At 62.2% G+C, this 14,087-nt stretch carries 15 protein-coding genes and 1 pseudogene; 10 read left to right on the forward strand and 6 right to left on the reverse strand.

Going from position 1 to position 14,087, the window contains the following annotated elements:
- Window positions 1-37: 37 nt before the first annotated feature.
- From AB5Z09_RS21270 to maiA, 8 genes are all read left to right on the forward strand, one after another.
- Window positions 38-778, forward strand: coding sequence for an ABC transporter permease (locus AB5Z09_RS21270; protein ID WP_005352911.1), 741 nt, complete (start codon window positions 38-40; stop codon window positions 776-778).
- Window positions 779-871: 93 nt separating this feature from the next.
- Window positions 872-1,564, forward strand: coding sequence for an ABC transporter permease (locus tag AB5Z09_RS21275; RefSeq protein WP_368196182.1), 693 nt, complete (start codon window positions 872-874; stop codon window positions 1,562-1,564).
- Between the two features lie 176 nt (window positions 1,565-1,740).
- Complete coding sequence (locus AB5Z09_RS21280) at window positions 1,741-2,400, forward strand: TIGR01621 family pseudouridine synthase (RefSeq protein ID WP_368196184.1); 660 nt, start codon at window positions 1,741-1,743, stop codon at window positions 2,398-2,400.
- Between the two features lie 26 nt (window positions 2,401-2,426).
- Window positions 2,427-3,095, forward strand: coding sequence for an HAD family hydrolase (locus AB5Z09_RS21285; RefSeq protein WP_368196186.1), 669 nt, complete (start codon window positions 2,427-2,429; stop codon window positions 3,093-3,095).
- Between the two features lie 224 nt (window positions 3,096-3,319).
- Window positions 3,320-4,456, forward strand: coding sequence for a 4-hydroxyphenylpyruvate dioxygenase (gene hppD, locus AB5Z09_RS21290; RefSeq protein WP_368196188.1), 1,137 nt, complete (start codon window positions 3,320-3,322; stop codon window positions 4,454-4,456).
- A complete protein-coding gene (locus AB5Z09_RS21295; protein WP_368196190.1) occupies window positions 4,449-5,600 on the forward strand; it encodes a homogentisate 1,2-dioxygenase in 1,152 nt (383 codons plus the stop codon). Before hppD ends, AB5Z09_RS21295 begins: the two co-directional genes overlap by 8 nt.
- Before the next feature lie 10 nt (window positions 5,601-5,610).
- Window positions 5,611-6,606 carry a fumarylacetoacetate hydrolase family protein gene (locus AB5Z09_RS21300; protein ID WP_245132399.1) on the forward strand — a complete coding sequence of 332 codons (996 nt, stop codon included), beginning with the start codon at window positions 5,611-5,613 and terminating at the stop codon, window positions 6,604-6,606.
- 139 nt (window positions 6,607-6,745) lie between these two features.
- Window positions 6,746-7,381: a maleylacetoacetate isomerase gene (gene maiA / locus AB5Z09_RS21305; protein WP_005361400.1), complete on the forward strand. Its 636-nt coding sequence runs from the start codon at window positions 6,746-6,748 to the stop codon at window positions 7,379-7,381.
- A 130-nt stretch (window positions 7,382-7,511) separates the two neighbouring features.
- Here maiA and AB5Z09_RS21310 read toward each other — a convergent pair whose 3' ends face one another.
- From AB5Z09_RS21310 to AB5Z09_RS21320, 3 genes are read right to left on the reverse strand one after another with little or no spacing between them, the layout of a single operon-like run.
- Entirely contained in the window at window positions 7,512-9,044 is a 1,533-nt protein-coding gene (locus tag AB5Z09_RS21310; protein ID WP_088869256.1) for a tripartite tricarboxylate transporter permease, read from the reverse strand.
- A gap of 9 nt (window positions 9,045-9,053) precedes the next feature.
- Window positions 9,054-9,485, reverse strand: a complete 432-nt coding sequence (locus tag AB5Z09_RS21315) for a tripartite tricarboxylate transporter TctB family protein (protein WP_042082375.1) — start codon at window positions 9,483-9,485, stop codon at window positions 9,054-9,056.
- Between the two features lie 11 nt (window positions 9,486-9,496).
- Complete coding sequence (locus tag AB5Z09_RS21320; protein ID WP_368196193.1) at window positions 9,497-10,483, reverse strand: Bug family tripartite tricarboxylate transporter substrate binding protein; 987 nt, start codon at window positions 10,481-10,483, stop codon at window positions 9,497-9,499.
- Between the two features lie 222 nt (window positions 10,484-10,705).
- Between AB5Z09_RS21320 and tctD the strand changes: the two genes are divergently transcribed.
- Both tctD and AB5Z09_RS21330 read left to right on the forward strand, forming a co-directional pair.
- On the forward strand, window positions 10,706-11,380 hold the full coding sequence (tctD, locus tag AB5Z09_RS21325) for a transcriptional regulator TctD (RefSeq protein WP_323917300.1): 675 nt from the start codon (window positions 10,706-10,708) through the stop codon (window positions 11,378-11,380).
- A gap of 43 nt (window positions 11,381-11,423) precedes the next feature.
- Entirely contained in the window at window positions 11,424-12,779 is a 1,356-nt protein-coding gene (locus tag AB5Z09_RS21330) for a sensor histidine kinase (RefSeq protein ID WP_368196196.1), read from the forward strand.
- 66 nt (window positions 12,780-12,845) lie between these two features.
- On the opposite strand, the gene AB5Z09_RS21335 is transcribed toward AB5Z09_RS21330, so the two are convergent.
- The 3 genes and pseudogenes from AB5Z09_RS21335 to AB5Z09_RS21345 all read right to left on the reverse strand — a co-directional run.
- Window positions 12,846-13,094, reverse strand: a complete 249-nt coding sequence (locus AB5Z09_RS21335; protein ID WP_005359720.1) for a GlsB/YeaQ/YmgE family stress response membrane protein — start codon at window positions 13,092-13,094, stop codon at window positions 12,846-12,848.
- Between the two features lie 247 nt (window positions 13,095-13,341).
- Window positions 13,342-13,518 carry a DUF3606 domain-containing protein gene (locus tag AB5Z09_RS21340; RefSeq protein ID WP_005337420.1) on the reverse strand — a complete coding sequence of 59 codons (177 nt, stop codon included), beginning with the start codon at window positions 13,516-13,518 and terminating at the stop codon, window positions 13,342-13,344.
- Between the two features lie 256 nt (window positions 13,519-13,774).
- Window positions 13,775-14,087, reverse strand: a pseudogene (locus AB5Z09_RS21345) (UDP-2,3-diacylglucosamine hydrolase); the annotation flags it as partial.

Here is a 14,087-nt window from a genome sequence, read left to right on the forward strand (position 1 = left end):
GCAGGTGCGTGAAGATTCAGTGGCGATGGAGCTGCATATGTTTGATTTGAAAGGATACGAAGCCTCGCTGCTGGAGGGCGCCTGGGTCACCCTGGAAGTGGCGCTGGCCTCCCTGCTGCTGGCGTTGCTGCTGGGGATGCTGGGGGCGCTGGCCAAACTCTCTCCCTACAAGTGGGCCCGGGCCATCGCCACCGGCTACACCACCATCATTCGCGGCATCCCTGATCTGGTGCTAATGATGCTGCTCTTCTTTGGCGGCCAGGTGCTGATCAACGGCATCTGCACCTGGGTCAACGAGACTTACAACAGCTGGTTACTGGAGAGTAATCCCAATCAGGAGTGGGTCTCCCTGCTTCCGGACTATATCGACATCAGCCCCTTTGTGGCCGGTGTCGCGACCATCGGTTTTATCTTCGGCGCCTACATGACCGAGACCTTTCGCGGCGCCATTCTGGCGGTGGACAAAGGGGAGCTGGAGGCCGCACGGGCCTTTGGCATGCGGGCAACCCAGGTGTTTGTGCGGATCCTCTTCCCCCAAATGATGCGCCACGCCCTGCCGGGCTTTGGCAACAACTGGCTGGTACTGCTGAAAACCACCGCGCTGGTCTCCATCATCGGCCTCGATGACATGGTGCGCAAAGCCTCGCTGGCAGCGGGCTCGACCCAGCAACCCTTCACCTTCTACATGGCGGTGGCGTTGATCTTCCTGATCTTCACCGCAGTCTCTACCTCGGCGCTCAAGTGGGCCGAGCGTCACTATGCCATCAAGACGAGGTAAGCCATGTCGTACTCAATGCAGTCATCCGTTTACTGTGAGCGTCGCGGTGCCAGTGCCGAGCGTCACTACATCACGATGAAGACGAGGTAAGCCATGGATTTCTCAATCATTCTCAAAGAGTGGCCCACCTATTGGGAGGGGCTCTATACCACCGTCTGGCTGGTGGCCCTCTCTCTGATCCTCGGCCTGATGCTGGCGGTGCCCATGGGCATCCTGCGCAATAGCCGCAACTGGCTGATCAAGGGGCCGATCTGGGCCTATATCTACTTCTTTCGCGGCACCCCGCTGCTGGTGCAGCTCTTCATCATCTACTACGGCGCCGCCCAGTGGGAGTGGCTGAAGAACAGTGCCGCCTGGTCGCTCTTCTCCGAAGCCTGGTTCTGCGCTCTGCTGGCCTTTACCCTCAATACCGCCGCCTATACCGCCGAGATCGTGCGTGGGGCGGTACACAATATGCCGCGCGGCCAGATTGAGGCTGCCAACGCCTTTGGCATGACCCGCTGGCAGACCCTGGCCCGGATCATTTTGCCCAACTCGTTTCGTCGGGCGCTGCCGGCTTACAGCAACGAGGTGATTTTCATGCTGCAAGGCTCGGCGGTGGCGGGCATCATCACCATCGTCGATCTGACCGGCGCGGCGCGGATCATCAACTCCCGCTACTACAGTCCGTTCGAGGCGTTTTTGACCGCAGGGCTGCTCTATATGCTGCTCACCTTTGTCATCGTCTGGCTGTTCAAGAAGTGGGAAGCGCGCTGGCACGCCCACCTGCGCCCGCGCAATGTGTAAGGTGTGATCTGCCAAGATGAGTGAAAATGGCCCCGCCTGTTGCAGGCGGGGCCATTTTTTATCTTTATCCTCCGCCCGTCCGGTTTGCCAAATGGCGGACGAGCAGGGAGAATGCAGCACTCCCGAGCGCCGCCAGCCGTTGGCTGCATGCCTTATTCCCCAGTTCCCGAGGTTTTATGTACCGGATATTGTTTGAGCATTCCGCTTTCCTGGTTATCGACAAGCAGCCCGGCATCGGCATGCACGACGAGAAGGGCGACGGTGAGTCGGTCAATCCGGGGCTGGTCAATCGCGTGAAGGCCGATACCGGGCTCACTCTCTATCCGGTGCACCGGCTCGACAAGATGACCTCCGGGCTGGTGCTGCTGGCTCGCACCACGGAGGCGAACCGCGCGCTGAGCATGGCCTTTGCGGCCCGTGAGGTGAGCAAGCAGTATCTGGCGCTCTCCGATCGCAAACCCAAGAAGAAGCAGGGTTGGGTGAAGGGGGATATGCAAAAGGGGCGTGGCGGCAGCTGGATGCTGGTGCGTACTCTGGATAATCCTGCCATCAGCTGGTTTGATTCGGTGTCGGTGCGCGAGGGGCTGCGGCTCTATCGCATCAAGCCCCAGACCGGCAAAACCCACCAGATCCGGGTTGCCCTCAAAAGTATCGGCGCCCCCATTCTCGGGGATGAGCGCTATGGCGGTACGCCAGCCGATCGCGGCTATCTGCACGCCTGGCGACTGAGTTTTACGCTGGCGGGCGAGCCGTTCGACTTTGTCTGCCCGCCCGATGTGGGGAGTGAATTTGTCACTCCCGAGCTCACGGCCGCCATCGCAGCCCTTGCGCCCTGATGCTTATGCGCCCAGCGTCTGACACAATGATCCATTCAGCGAAAGAGCGTGATCCTGACGGACGTGCACCGCGCTGGATCCTGGCCGACTTTGACGACACCCTGGCCCCCGGCGACAGCCACGCCGGTCTGCTGCGCTATATCTTGCGCCGCCGGATCTGGCCGTTGTTGCTGTTGCCAGTAATCGCGCTCGGTGGCTTGGTCTATCTTGCTCCCAGCCAGCGGCGGCGCGGTATCTCCCTTATCTGGTGGGCCATCACCTTGGGGCTTTCCTCTTTGGGCTGGCGCAAGCTGGTGCGTGCCTATTGCCGCACCAGGCCGGGGCTGTATCGTCAGGCTCGCGAATTGCTGCAAAGCGAGTGCGCGCGCTGCTGGGTGATCTCCGCCAGTCCCTGCGCGCTGGTGCGAGCCCAGCTCTATCAACAACTGCCCGGCCAGTTGCCCCACCGGATCATTGGCTCGCAGATGCACTACCGTTTTGGCGGCCTGATGCCGCGCTTCTATTGCCACGGCCAGCACAAGCTGCTGCCGGAGATCTGCGCCCTCGATGCCGAATTGGCCTTGAGTGACAGCCTGCACGATCTGCCGCTGCTGGGGTTGGGGAAAGAGGCGTGGTTGATCAATCCGACGCCCACGCGACTGCAAAAGGCCCGGGCCTGCTTGCCCCATCTGATGGTCAAAAACTGGCAACTGTAAGGCAAAGCTGACAGTCCTGCGGGTCGTTACCGTTTGATCCGCAAGGCTGCGGCTTGAATGTCACAATCAATTTACATCTTTTGCTGCCAGCTGCGAAAAACTATCTGCAACCTGCCTCTTCTCTTCCTGCTACGCCCTATCTCTAATGAAACAAGTTGTTAACACTTGCTGCGCCGCTGCGTGCTGCAATCCGTTTTAACCGAATCAAGAGCAAGGAGCGCCCGATGAATGCCACCTCTTCCGCCACTCACACCATCAATCCGTTAGGCACCGACGGTTTCGAGTTTGTCGAGTACACGGCCCCCGATGCCAAGGGGATTGCCGCTCTCAAGAGCCTGTTTGTGTCGCTCGGGTTTGCCGAGGTCGCCAAGCACAAACACAAGCAGTGCTGGCTTTACCGGCAGGGGGATATCAACTTCGTGGTCAATGCCGAGCCCCACTCCCAGGCGGAGCAGTTTGCCAGCCTGCACGGGCCGAGCGTTTGCGGCATGGCATTTCGGGTGAGCGATGCGGGCAAGGCCCAGCAGTTCGCCATCGCCAAGGGGGCCAAGCCCTTTGTCGGCAAGATTGGCCCGATGGAGCTCAATATTCCCGCCATCTACGGTATCGGCGAGAGTACTCTCTCCTTTGTCGACCGTTATGGCGACAAGGGCTCCATCTATGACGTGGATTTTGTCTTCTACCCCGACTGGCAGTCCCGGATGGCAGAGGTAGATGCCGGTCTTATGGAGATCGATCACCTGACCCATAACGTGCATCGCGGCAATATGGATGTCTGGTCCAACTTCTATGAGCGGATCGGCAACTTCCGCGAAATTCGCTACTTCGATATCGAGGGCAAGCTGACCGGGCTGCATTCACGCGCCATGACCGCTCCCTGCGGCAAGATCCGCATCCCCATCAACGAGTCGGCGGATGACAAGTCCCAGATCGAGGAGTACCTGCGCCAGTACAAGGGGGAGGGGATCCAGCACATTGCGCTCTCCTCGGCCGATATCTACCACACCATCCGCACCCTGCGCAGCCGCGGTACCGGTTTTATGCCGACCCCGGATACCTACTACGAGAAGGTGAACAGCCGGGTCGAGGGGCATCAGGAGGATCTGGCGGCCCTCAAAGAGCTGCGCATCCTCATCGACGGCTCCCCTACCAAGGATGGCATCCTGTTGCAGATCTTCACCGATACCGTGATAGGCCCGGTCTTCTTCGAGATCATCCAGCGCAAGGGTAACGAAGGGTTTGGCGAGGGCAATTTCAAGGCGCTGTTTGAATCTATCGAGCTGGACCAGATCCGCCGCGGCGTGCTGGATGGCGGCGAGGATGAGAAGGGTGCCCGCAAAGAGGGAGCGAGCGATGCGTAACTGGATTAACTTCCCCCATCGGGAGGGGACCCACTCCCGGCAAGCCCATGCCGACCTGCCGGAACAGGCCATCTATGAGCGCGAGCTGGGGCGCAGCGGCTTTTTTGGCCCCGCCACCCACATGCACCACAAGCATGCCCCCACCGACTGGAGCAGTTGGGAAGGGCCGCTGCGGCCACGGCTGTTTGACCTCAATGCCCTGCAGGAGGAAGTAAGCTCGCTCTCTCCCTGGGTGGCTCCCGACATTCTCAGCAACCCCCACTGCCGCTACCGAGTCTGGCGGCTATCCGAGGCGATGCCGTTTCTGGTGCGCAATGCCGATGGCGACGAGCTGCTCTTTATCCACGAAGGGGGCGGCGAGTTCTTCTGCGACTACGGCCACCTGAGCCTGCGGGACGGCGACTATGTGGTGATCCCCCGTGGCACCATGTGGCGCATCGAGCCGACAGCGCCCCTGTTCATCCTGATGATCGAGGCGACCAACGACAGCTATCAGCTGCCGGACAAGGGGCTGGTGGGCAATCACGCCATCTTCGACCCGGCGGCGCTGGATGTGCCCGCCATCAACGAGCGCTTTTTGGCCCAGCAGGATGAGAATCCCTGGTCGCTGCAGGTGAAACGCCACGATCAGGTATCGGTCATCACCTGGCCCTTCAACCCGCTGGATGCGCAGGGGTGGCACGGGGATTTGTGCGTGGTGCGCCTCAACTGGCGGGATATCCGCCCGCTGATGAGCCACCGCTACCATCTGCCGCCGTCAGCTCATTCGACCTTTGTGGCGAGCCGCTTCGTGATTTGTACCTTCGTGCCGCGCCCCATCGAGAGCGATCCCGGCGCCCTCAAGGTGCCCTTCTATCACAGCAATGACGATTATGACGAGGTGCTCTTTTACCACGCCGGGGACTTCTTCAGCCGGGACAATATCGAGCGGGGCATGGTCACCTTCCATCCCGCCGGTTTCACCCACGGCCCCCATCCCAAGGCGTTTGCGGCAGGGCAGGCCTATGTCAAGAAGTTCACCGACGAGGTGGCGGTCATGCTCGATACCCGCGATGCGCTGAACGTTGGCAGTCTGTGCGAAGGGATCGAGAACACCCGGTATGTCTCCAGCTGGCAGCGCCCGGACGCTGCTGCCGGCAAATAAGGAATCGCTTATGAAATTGGCAACATTGAACAATGGCAAGCGCGATGGCGCTTTGGTGGTGGTGAGCCGGGATCTGACCCGTGCGGTACGGGTGAGCGAGATTGCCCCGACTTTGCAGGCCGCTCTCGACGAGTGGGCCGAGGTTGCCCCCAGGCTGGAGGTTGTCTATCAGCAGCTTAACGAGGGCCGTGTGGCCGAGGCGTTCCCCTTTGACGAAGCGTCTTGCCTCTCTCCGCTGCCGCGTGCCTATCAGTGGGCCGATGGCAGTGCCTACGTCAACCACGTGGAGCTGGTGCGCAAGGCGCGCGGCGCCGAGATGCCGGAGAGCTTCTGGCACGATCCGCTGATGTATCAGGGGGGCTCCGACAGCTTTCTCGCCCCCCGTGGCCCCATCGTGATGGGTTCTGAGGAGTGGGGGATCGATTTCGAGTCGGAAGTCGCCATCATCACCGACGACGTGCCGATGGGGGTGAGCCCGCAGGGGGCCGTTAGCCACGTCAAGCTGCTGATGCTGGTCAACGATGTGAGCCTGCGCAACCTCATTCCGGGCGAGCTGGCCAAGGGATTTGGTTTCTTCCAGTCCAAACCGTCCAGCGCCTTCTCGCCGGTGGCCATCACCCCGGATGAGCTGGGCGATGACTGGCACGATGGCAAGGTGATGCTGCCCCTGCGCACCCATCTGAACGGCGCCCTGTTTGGCGCACCGGATGCCGGGGTGGATATGACATTCAGCTTCTTCGAACTGATTGCCCATGCGGCCAAGACCCGTCCCCTTGGTGCCGGTTGCATCATCGGCTCGGGCACCGTCTCAAATTACGATCGCAGCGCCGGTTCATCCTGCATCGCCGAGCGCCGCATGCTGGAAATTCTTGATTGTGATCAAGCTATAACCCCCTATTTGCAGTTTGGTGATAGAGTGTCGATCGCGATGGAAGATCGCTCTGGCCAAAACCTGTTTGGCACCATCTCTCAACAGGTGGTGCCCGCGAGCGGTCAGGGAGGTTGATGGCCAGCGCCGGTTGGCGGCAAGGATATTCGGGATATGTCCGGATCACGACGAGCCCTCAACCGGTGCCGGGTACACAAGGAGGCAGGTGGCGAGCACCTGCCGGGCTTCGGGCCCAGATAAGATGCAGGGACAGATTATGTTGCAGTTGTTTGGCTATTGGCGTTCGTCGGCAAGTTTTCGGGTGCGGATCGTGTTGCAGCTCAAGGGGCTCGCCTACGAGCAGCATCCCATCAATTTGCGGCAAGGCGAGCAGAGCGAGAAGGCCTATCGCCGGATAAACCCCCAAGGGCTGGTGCCGTTTCTGGTGGATGGCGATGTGCAGATCGGTCAGTCGGTCGCCATCATGGAGTACCTTGACGAGACCTATCCCGCCTATTCTCTGATGCCCTCTTCCCCCGATGCGCGGGCCCGGGTGCGCCAGATCGTCAACATGATCGCCTGTGATATTCACCCGCTCAACAATCTGCGGGTACTCAACTATCTGGAAGAGCACTTCAGGGCCAACAACGAGCAGGAGGCCCGCTGGTATCGCCACTGGATTGACGAGACTTTCACTGCCCTCGAACAGCTGTTGATGACCACCGCCGGTGTCTACTGCGTCGGCAACGAAGTGACCCTGGCCGACTGCATGTTGGTGCCCCAGGTCTACAACGCCCGCCGCTACGACATGACCCTGGACGATTACCCCACCATCCGCCGCATCGTCGCCAACTGCGAACAGTTGCAGGCCTTTATCAAGGCGGCCCCTGCCAACCAGCCGGATGCGCAGTGACAAGCTCATTTGACGAAAAGCGCAGGATGGCATCAACACGCCATTCATAAACAAGGGCCCCACTGTGTGGGGCCCTTGTTCGTTAACGGCACTCCAGTTTGCTGGCGTGCCTCTTTCTGTTCAGAGGGGATCAGGCTCCCTGCTCCGGGCGGGCGTCCGGGATCAGCGGATCGGCTTTGCGGCGGCGCAGCAGGCGTACCAGCGGGGGTAGGGTGATTACTACGATGGCCAGTACCAGCAGGGTCTGGCTGATGCCGCTGCTCCACAGGATGGCGGTGTCGCCATTGCTGATGGAGAGGGCGCGGCGCAGGTTCTGCTCCAGCATTTCACCCAGCACGAAGCCCAGAATGAGCGGTGACATGGGGAAGTGCATCTTGCGCAGCAGGTAGCCAAAGACCCCGAGGGCCACCATCAGCAACAGGTCGAAGGTGGTGCTGTGCACCGCATAGACTCCCACTGCCGAGACGCTGGCGATGGCGGGTACCAGAAACCAGAGCGGGATGGAGAGCATGCGGGTAAAGAGCCCCACCATGGGGATGTTCATCACCAGCAACATGACGTTGGCCAGCAAGAGGGCGGCGATCAGTCCCCACACCACATCGGGTTGTTCGGTGAACATGGTGGGGCCGGGGGTGATGTTGTAGAGGGTCAGCGCCCCCATCATCACCGCCGTGGTACCCGACCCCGGCACTCCCAGTGTCAGCATGGGGATAAAGGAGCCGCAGGCTGAGGCGTTGTTGGCCGCCTCTGGCGCTGCCACGCCGCGAATGTCCCCTTCGCCGAATTTGGCATTCGGCCCCGCCAGTCGCTTCTCGGTCATGTAGGTGATGGCACTGGCGATGGTGGCACCGGCGCCGGGCAGAATGCCGACGAAGAAGCCGATGGTGGAGGAGCGCAGCATGGTGCCGGTGCAATGGACCAGCTCCTTGAAGTTGAACAGCATCCGCCCGGTGGTGCGCACCAGCTTGCCGCCGCCGCTGGTGTGTTCCAGCATCAGCAGGATCTCGCTCACCGAGAAGAGGCCGATCACCACCACGATAAACTGCACCCCGTCCGAGAGGTGAACGCTGTCGAAGGTGAAGCGATAGACGCCGGTGTTGGCATCCACCCCGACGGTGGCGAGTCCCAGCCCAATCAGCGCCGCCATAAAGGACTTGAGCGGGTTCTGGCTCATCATGCTGCCAAGGCAGGCGATGGCGAACACCATCAGGGCGAAATACTCCGCTGGGCCGAAGGCCAGTGACCAGCGCGCCAGCGCCGGGGCGAACAGGATGATCCCCCCGATGGCGAGCATGGAGCCGACAAAGGAGCTGACCGCCGAGATGGAGAGAGCCACGCCCGCCTTGCCCTGCTGGGCCATGGGGTAGCCATCCAGCGCGGTCATGATGGCGGCGGCATCCCCCGGCACGTTGAGCAGGATCGAGGAGATCCGCCCGCCATACTCGCAACCTATGTAGACGGTAGCGAGCAGAATGAGCGCCGATTCGGGGGGGAGCTTGAGGGCAAAGGCCAGCGGCAAAAGAATGGCGACCCCGTTGATGGGGCCAAGGCCCGGCAGCAGGCCGACCACGGTGCCGACAAAGCAGCCGATCAGGGCAATAACCAGATTCTCCGGGGTGAGTGCCACCGCAAAGCCCTGGGAGAGGTACATCCAGGTATCCATATTGACTCCTTAAGAGAACCAGACGCCGAGGGGCAGGGTGACATCCAGCAGCCGGTCGAAGGCGAGATAGAGCACCAGACCGCCGACGACGCCGGAGAGCAGGGCAGCTTTGGCAGAGGCGCCAAACAGGCGCCCCAGTACAAAGGTGAGCAGGGTGGTGGCCAGCGGAAAGCCCAACCACTCGAAGCTGGCACCGTACCCGGCCAGCGCCACCACCATAATGGCGAGGTGGCGCAGGGTACGCAGCGGCGGCCAGGTGACGGTGTCCGGCTGGCGGCGCAGCAGCAACAGGGCACACAGCGCCATCAGGCCGATGATGCCGAGCGGGAAGGGGCGCGGCCCCAGCGGCTCATAGCTGTATTCGCTCTGGATCTGCCAGGCGATGGCGGCGCCTGCCAGACAGAGCAGCAGCCAGATGGCGGCGAAGATGCGATCGCTCATGGCTGCGGCTCCTATTTGGCCAGACCGAAGGCTTTGGCCTGCTCGCGATATTGCGCCACCTGCTCCTTGACGTAGCTGTCGAGCGCCTCGCCGGTGAGGTCAAACTCGAACAGGCCGCGCAGATCCCGCTGCGCCTTGAAGGTGTCGGTCTTCACCAACTGATCGAAGGTCTGCTTCCACCACTGGTATTCGCTGTCGCTTACCTTGGGGCCGACATAGAAGCCGCGGATCACCGGCCACACCAGGTCATAACCCTGTTCCTTGGCGGTGGGGATGGTGGCCAGCTTGCCGGGCAGCCGCTCGGCAGAGAACACCGCCAGCACCCGCAGTTTGTCGCCGCCGATATAGGGCACCATCTCGCTCAAATCGCCGGAGACCGCCTGCACATGGTTGCCCAGCAGCGCGGTGACCGGCTCGCCGCCCCCTTCAAAGGCGACGTAGCGCATCTTGTGGGGGTCAACCCCGGCCTGTTTGGCCAGCAGCGCCGTCTTCATCCAGTCCTGACTGCCGATGGAGGCACCCGCGCCGATCACCACGCTGTTGGGATCGCGCGCCATGGCGCTCACCAGCTCCTTGAGGTTCTGATAGGGGGCATCGTGGCGCACCGCGATCATGCCGTAATCGGTGCCCACCGCCGCCAGCCAGCGCACATCGTCCACCCCGTAACGGCCAAATTTCCCCTGTGAGAGGTTGAGCAGGGAGCCACCGGAGAAGGCGACCACAGTCCCCGCCTCGGCGGGGCGCTGGGCCACGATGGCGTTGTAGGCCACGGCGCCGACCCCGCCCGGCATGTAGGTGACCCGCATCGGCTTGTCGATGGTGCCGGTTTCCTGCAGGCTCACCTGCAGCAGCTTGCAGGTGAGATCGAAACCACCGCCCGGTTTGGCCGGTGCGATGCATTCGGTACGGCTCGGGGTCGCGGCACTTTCGGCCGCCTGCAGTGGCAGGGCGCCGAGCAGGGTCAGCAGGGCGAGGGCATGACGTGTGCGTTGCTTCATGGTTGTGTGCTCCATCTTGTCGTTGTTTTTCCTGGGTGTGACTCCGTCGATGGACGAAGTGATGCGAAATTGTTAAAACAACAACCTTTCATTCACCTTTCAATCGCTGACCAAGAGCCGGGAGTGTGACCCTGATCGCACCTTCTCCCGCAATAGCAGTGACGAAGGGATGCAGTTGAAGCAGTGCGGCTGAATGCCGTGGTTAGGAACAAGGGGAGAGGGATGCGCTTGCTGTTGGCAGAAGATAATCACGAACTGGCCCACTGGCTGTCGCGGGCACTCACCAGCGCCGGTTTCGCGGTGGATTGGGTGGCTGACGGGGCTCAGGCTGACCACCTGCTGCGCCACGAACAGTACGCGCTGGCGGTGCTCGATATCGAGATGCCCAAGCTCGACGGGCTGGTGGTACTCGGCCGATTGCGCAGTAGGGGGCAGGGGGTGCCGGTGCTGCTGCTCACCGCCCGCGGCGCGGTGGAGGAGCGGATCTGCGGCCTCAATGCGGGAGCCGATGACTATCTAGCCAAGCCGTTCGATCTGGGGGAGCTGGATGCCCGGCTGCGGGCCCTGCTGCGACGCAGCGAAAGCGGTGGTGCCGAGCTGCGGCTGGGGCGCCTGACCCTGCACCCCGATGGCTATTTTCTGCTGGCCGATGTCCGGCTGGCCCTGACTCCGCGGGAGCAGGCGCTGCTGACCGCGCTGATGTATCGCCACGGGCGGCCAGTCGCCAAGGGGCAACTGTTCGAGCAGGTGTTCAACCTCGATGACGAGGTGGGGCTCGACAGCATCGATCTCTATATCCACCGGCTGCGCAAAAAGCTGGTGGGCAGCGGGGTGGTGATCACCACCCTGCGCGGTCTCGGCTATCTGCTGGAAGCGGCGCCGGAGGCCTCCCATTAGCCGCTCCCTGCTCCATCAACTGCTGCTGTTTCTGGGCGGCCCCTTGCTGATCCTCTGGGCCGCCTCGGCCTGGTACAGCTACTACGGCGCGCTGGCGGCGGCTACCTCGGCCTATGATCGCACCCTGCTTGCCTCGGCCCGCACCGTTGCCGAGCGGCTGACGGCAGCCGAAGGCAGCCTCAGGGTGGATGTGCCCTATGTGGTGCTCGACAGCTTCGAGCGCAACATGCGCGATCGCCTCTTCTATCAGGTGCGCGGCATCGACGATAGGGTCATCTCCGGCTTTGACGACCTGCCCCCCATGCCGGACGGTACGCCGCTGACCGACCGCTATCCGGCGCTCGCCTACTTCTATGACGGGCTTTATCAGGAGGCGCCAATCCGCGCCGTTATGTTGCTGCAACCGGTGGGCGAGGGGGGCGTCACCGGCATGGCCCGCATCACGGTGGCGGAAACCCTGCTCGGCCGCCAGCAACTGGCACAGCAGCTGCTCTGGTCGGCCGTGCTAACCCAGGGGGCGCTGGTGGTGCTCACCCTGCTGCTCGCTTATCTGTTGCTCAAGCGGCTGCTCACCCCGATGCGGCGCCTGTCGCGGGAGATCTTGCGCCGCGATGCCGCCAATCTTGCACCCTTGCCCGACTTGCTCCCCTGGCAGGAGACCCGGCCGCTGGTGCAGGCGTTCAACCGCCAGCTGGCCCGATTGCGCCAGCTGGTGGCCCGGCAGGAGCGCTTTAGCGCCGATGCCGCCCATCAGCTGCGCACGCCGCTCACCATTTTGAAAACCCAAGTTGAGGTGGCCCGCGGCAGTGGCGATCCGGCCCTGATGAGCGAAAGCCTCGATGCCATGGCCGTGCGGCTCGATCACACCATCGCCCTGACCGAACGGTTACTGCTGCTGGCCAGACTCAAATCGGACGAGTGCTCCGGGCTGCGCCAGCGTGAGCCCATCGAGATGACGGCGCTGGTGCAGCAGGCCTGTCTGTCACGGTTGGCGCAGGCCCGCAGCAAGGGGATCGATCTCGGGTACGAGGGGGAGGAGTCCGCCATCATGGTGGCGGGGGAGCCGCTGCTGCTCGGGGAACTGTGCGCCAACCTGCTCGACAACGCCATCAAATACACTCCGCCCCACGGCACGGTGACGGCGCGGGTGGTGCGAAGCAACGGGCAGATCTGGCTGGAGGTAGAGGATAGCGGTCCCGGCATCGCCCCCGAGCTGGCGGAGCGAGTCTGGCAGCCGTTCCAGCGCCTCGAGCAGGGGAGCGAACAGCCGGGAGCGGGGCTTGGTCTGGCGCTGGTACGCGATATCGCCCACTATCACCACGGCGAGGTGGTGTTGCTGCCGGCCACCCAGCTGGGTGGCTTGCTGGTGAGGCTGATCTTGCCGTTGGCAACATCGTGAGGGCGATAAAAAAAGAGAGGGCACCTCGCGGTGCCCTGTTTATCTACACATAGATGGCGTTGGGGGTCAGCTGCGGATCTTGTTGAAGACAAACAGGACGATAAGGGCACCCACGGTCGCCAGCGCGATGCTCGGGATATTGAAACCGGTCACCGAGCCCAGCCCCAGCAGGGTACCCACATAGCCGCCAACCATGGCGCCGACAATCCCCAGCAGGGCAGTCATAAAGAAACCACCACCGTCGCGACCCGGCATGATCCACTTCGCCAGAATACCCACCAACAGTCCCAATACGATCCAGGTGATAAAGCCCATGGATTAATCCTCTCTGTGTGTTTGAGCCCGCATTATAGGCAGGGATGCCGGGATGCGAAGGGCCGGATGGCGCTGGCTGGTCACAAGCTGTCGGACGGCGGCCAGTGCTGGTCGGGCTGCACAGTCCGGTTATGAGCGGTTGAAAGGCGGTATGTGCGCCGCCAACCAGAGGCGGGGATGGCCCACGTAAAGGCGAAGATGAGAAAAGCCCCGCAAGCGGGGCCGGGTTTGTGACGGGGTTGTGCCCTCACTTCTTGAGGTATTTTCTGATCGCCTTGCCTGAGGTGCCGACTGCCTTGACCGCCCGTTTCAGCTGGACTTCGGTGCACTCGAACATTTTGATCCACTGCTTCATCTCATAGGGATCGTTGACATTGATCTTCTTGGCATCGAACGGATGAGCGACCGCATTGCTGTCAGGCATACAAACCTCAACTTGTTGAAATAGCTGGCGAGAAAAATGTTTCTGCCTGAGCGCCATCATCCTCTCAATTGGCAAGGGGCAAGGTGACGGGGTTCACACAACCCGGGGACTGAAGGAGGAGTGCAGGTTTGCTTTGCTGATCTGTGAGCGATCACCACTTATTCGCTCGCGCCTGATGAGCAGTGAACCGGATGGCGCGAACGATGGGGAGTGATGGAGGGCTGGGGGCTTTGTGGTCAACCGGACTGACGGGCTATCAAGCCTCTGCCAGCGCCCGCATTTCCAGCCGCTGCTCGCCGGGGCGGCAGATCAGCACCGAGCCTTGCTCGAACCAGTCTCCCAGCACGATGCGGCGGGCGGGGTGGCCATCGAGGGTGAAGTCGTGGATGGCGGGTCTGTGGGTGTGGCCGTGGATCATCATCCGGCAGTCGTGGGCGCGCAGGGTGTCGTCCACCGCCGCGGGCGTCACATCCATGATGATCTGGCTCTTGTGGGCATTTTCCATCTGGCTTTGGCCGCGCATCTTGCTGGCGATGGCCTGACGGCGGGCGAGCGGCAGGCGCAGGAAC

This window comes from Aeromonas sp. R2-2 (assembly GCF_040908355.1).
GTDB lineage: Bacteria > Pseudomonadota > Gammaproteobacteria > Enterobacterales > Aeromonadaceae > Aeromonas > Aeromonas veronii.

What these genes read in the sequence shown, in the direction of transcription:
- AB5Z09_RS21270 (WP_005352911.1), top strand. Translation starts at nt 38, where the DNA reads ATGTTTGATTTGAAAGGATACGAAGCCTCGCTGCTGGAGGGCGCCTGG.
- AB5Z09_RS21275 (WP_368196182.1), top strand. Translation starts at nt 872, where the DNA reads ATGGATTTCTCAATCATTCTCAAAGAGTGGCCCACCTATTGGGAGGGG.
- AB5Z09_RS21280 (WP_368196184.1), top strand. Translation starts at nt 1,741, where the DNA reads ATGTACCGGATATTGTTTGAGCATTCCGCTTTCCTGGTTATCGACAAG.
- AB5Z09_RS21285 (WP_368196186.1), top strand. Translation starts at nt 2,427, where the DNA reads ATGATCCATTCAGCGAAAGAGCGTGATCCTGACGGACGTGCACCGCGC.
- hppD (WP_368196188.1), top strand. Translation starts at nt 3,320, where the DNA reads ATGAATGCCACCTCTTCCGCCACTCACACCATCAATCCGTTAGGCACC.
- AB5Z09_RS21295 (WP_368196190.1), top strand. Translation starts at nt 4,449, where the DNA reads ATGCGTAACTGGATTAACTTCCCCCATCGGGAGGGGACCCACTCCCGG.
- AB5Z09_RS21300 (WP_245132399.1), top strand. Translation starts at nt 5,611, where the DNA reads ATGAAATTGGCAACATTGAACAATGGCAAGCGCGATGGCGCTTTGGTG.
- maiA (WP_005361400.1), top strand. Translation starts at nt 6,746, where the DNA reads ATGTTGCAGTTGTTTGGCTATTGGCGTTCGTCGGCAAGTTTTCGGGTG.
- AB5Z09_RS21310 (WP_088869256.1), bottom strand. Translation starts at nt 9,044, where the DNA reads ATGGATACCTGGATGTACCTCTCCCAGGGCTTTGCGGTGGCACTCACC.
- AB5Z09_RS21315 (WP_042082375.1), bottom strand. Translation starts at nt 9,485, where the DNA reads ATGAGCGATCGCATCTTCGCCGCCATCTGGCTGCTGCTCTGTCTGGCA.
- AB5Z09_RS21320 (WP_368196193.1), bottom strand. Translation starts at nt 10,483, where the DNA reads ATGAAGCAACGCACACGTCATGCCCTCGCCCTGCTGACCCTGCTCGGC.
- tctD (WP_323917300.1), top strand. Translation starts at nt 10,706, where the DNA reads ATGCGCTTGCTGTTGGCAGAAGATAATCACGAACTGGCCCACTGGCTG.
- AB5Z09_RS21335 (WP_005359720.1), bottom strand. Translation starts at nt 13,094, where the DNA reads ATGGGCTTTATCACCTGGATCGTATTGGGACTGTTGGTGGGTATTCTG.
- AB5Z09_RS21340 (WP_005337420.1), bottom strand. Translation starts at nt 13,518, where the DNA reads ATGCCTGACAGCAATGCGGTCGCTCATCCGTTCGATGCCAAGAAGATC.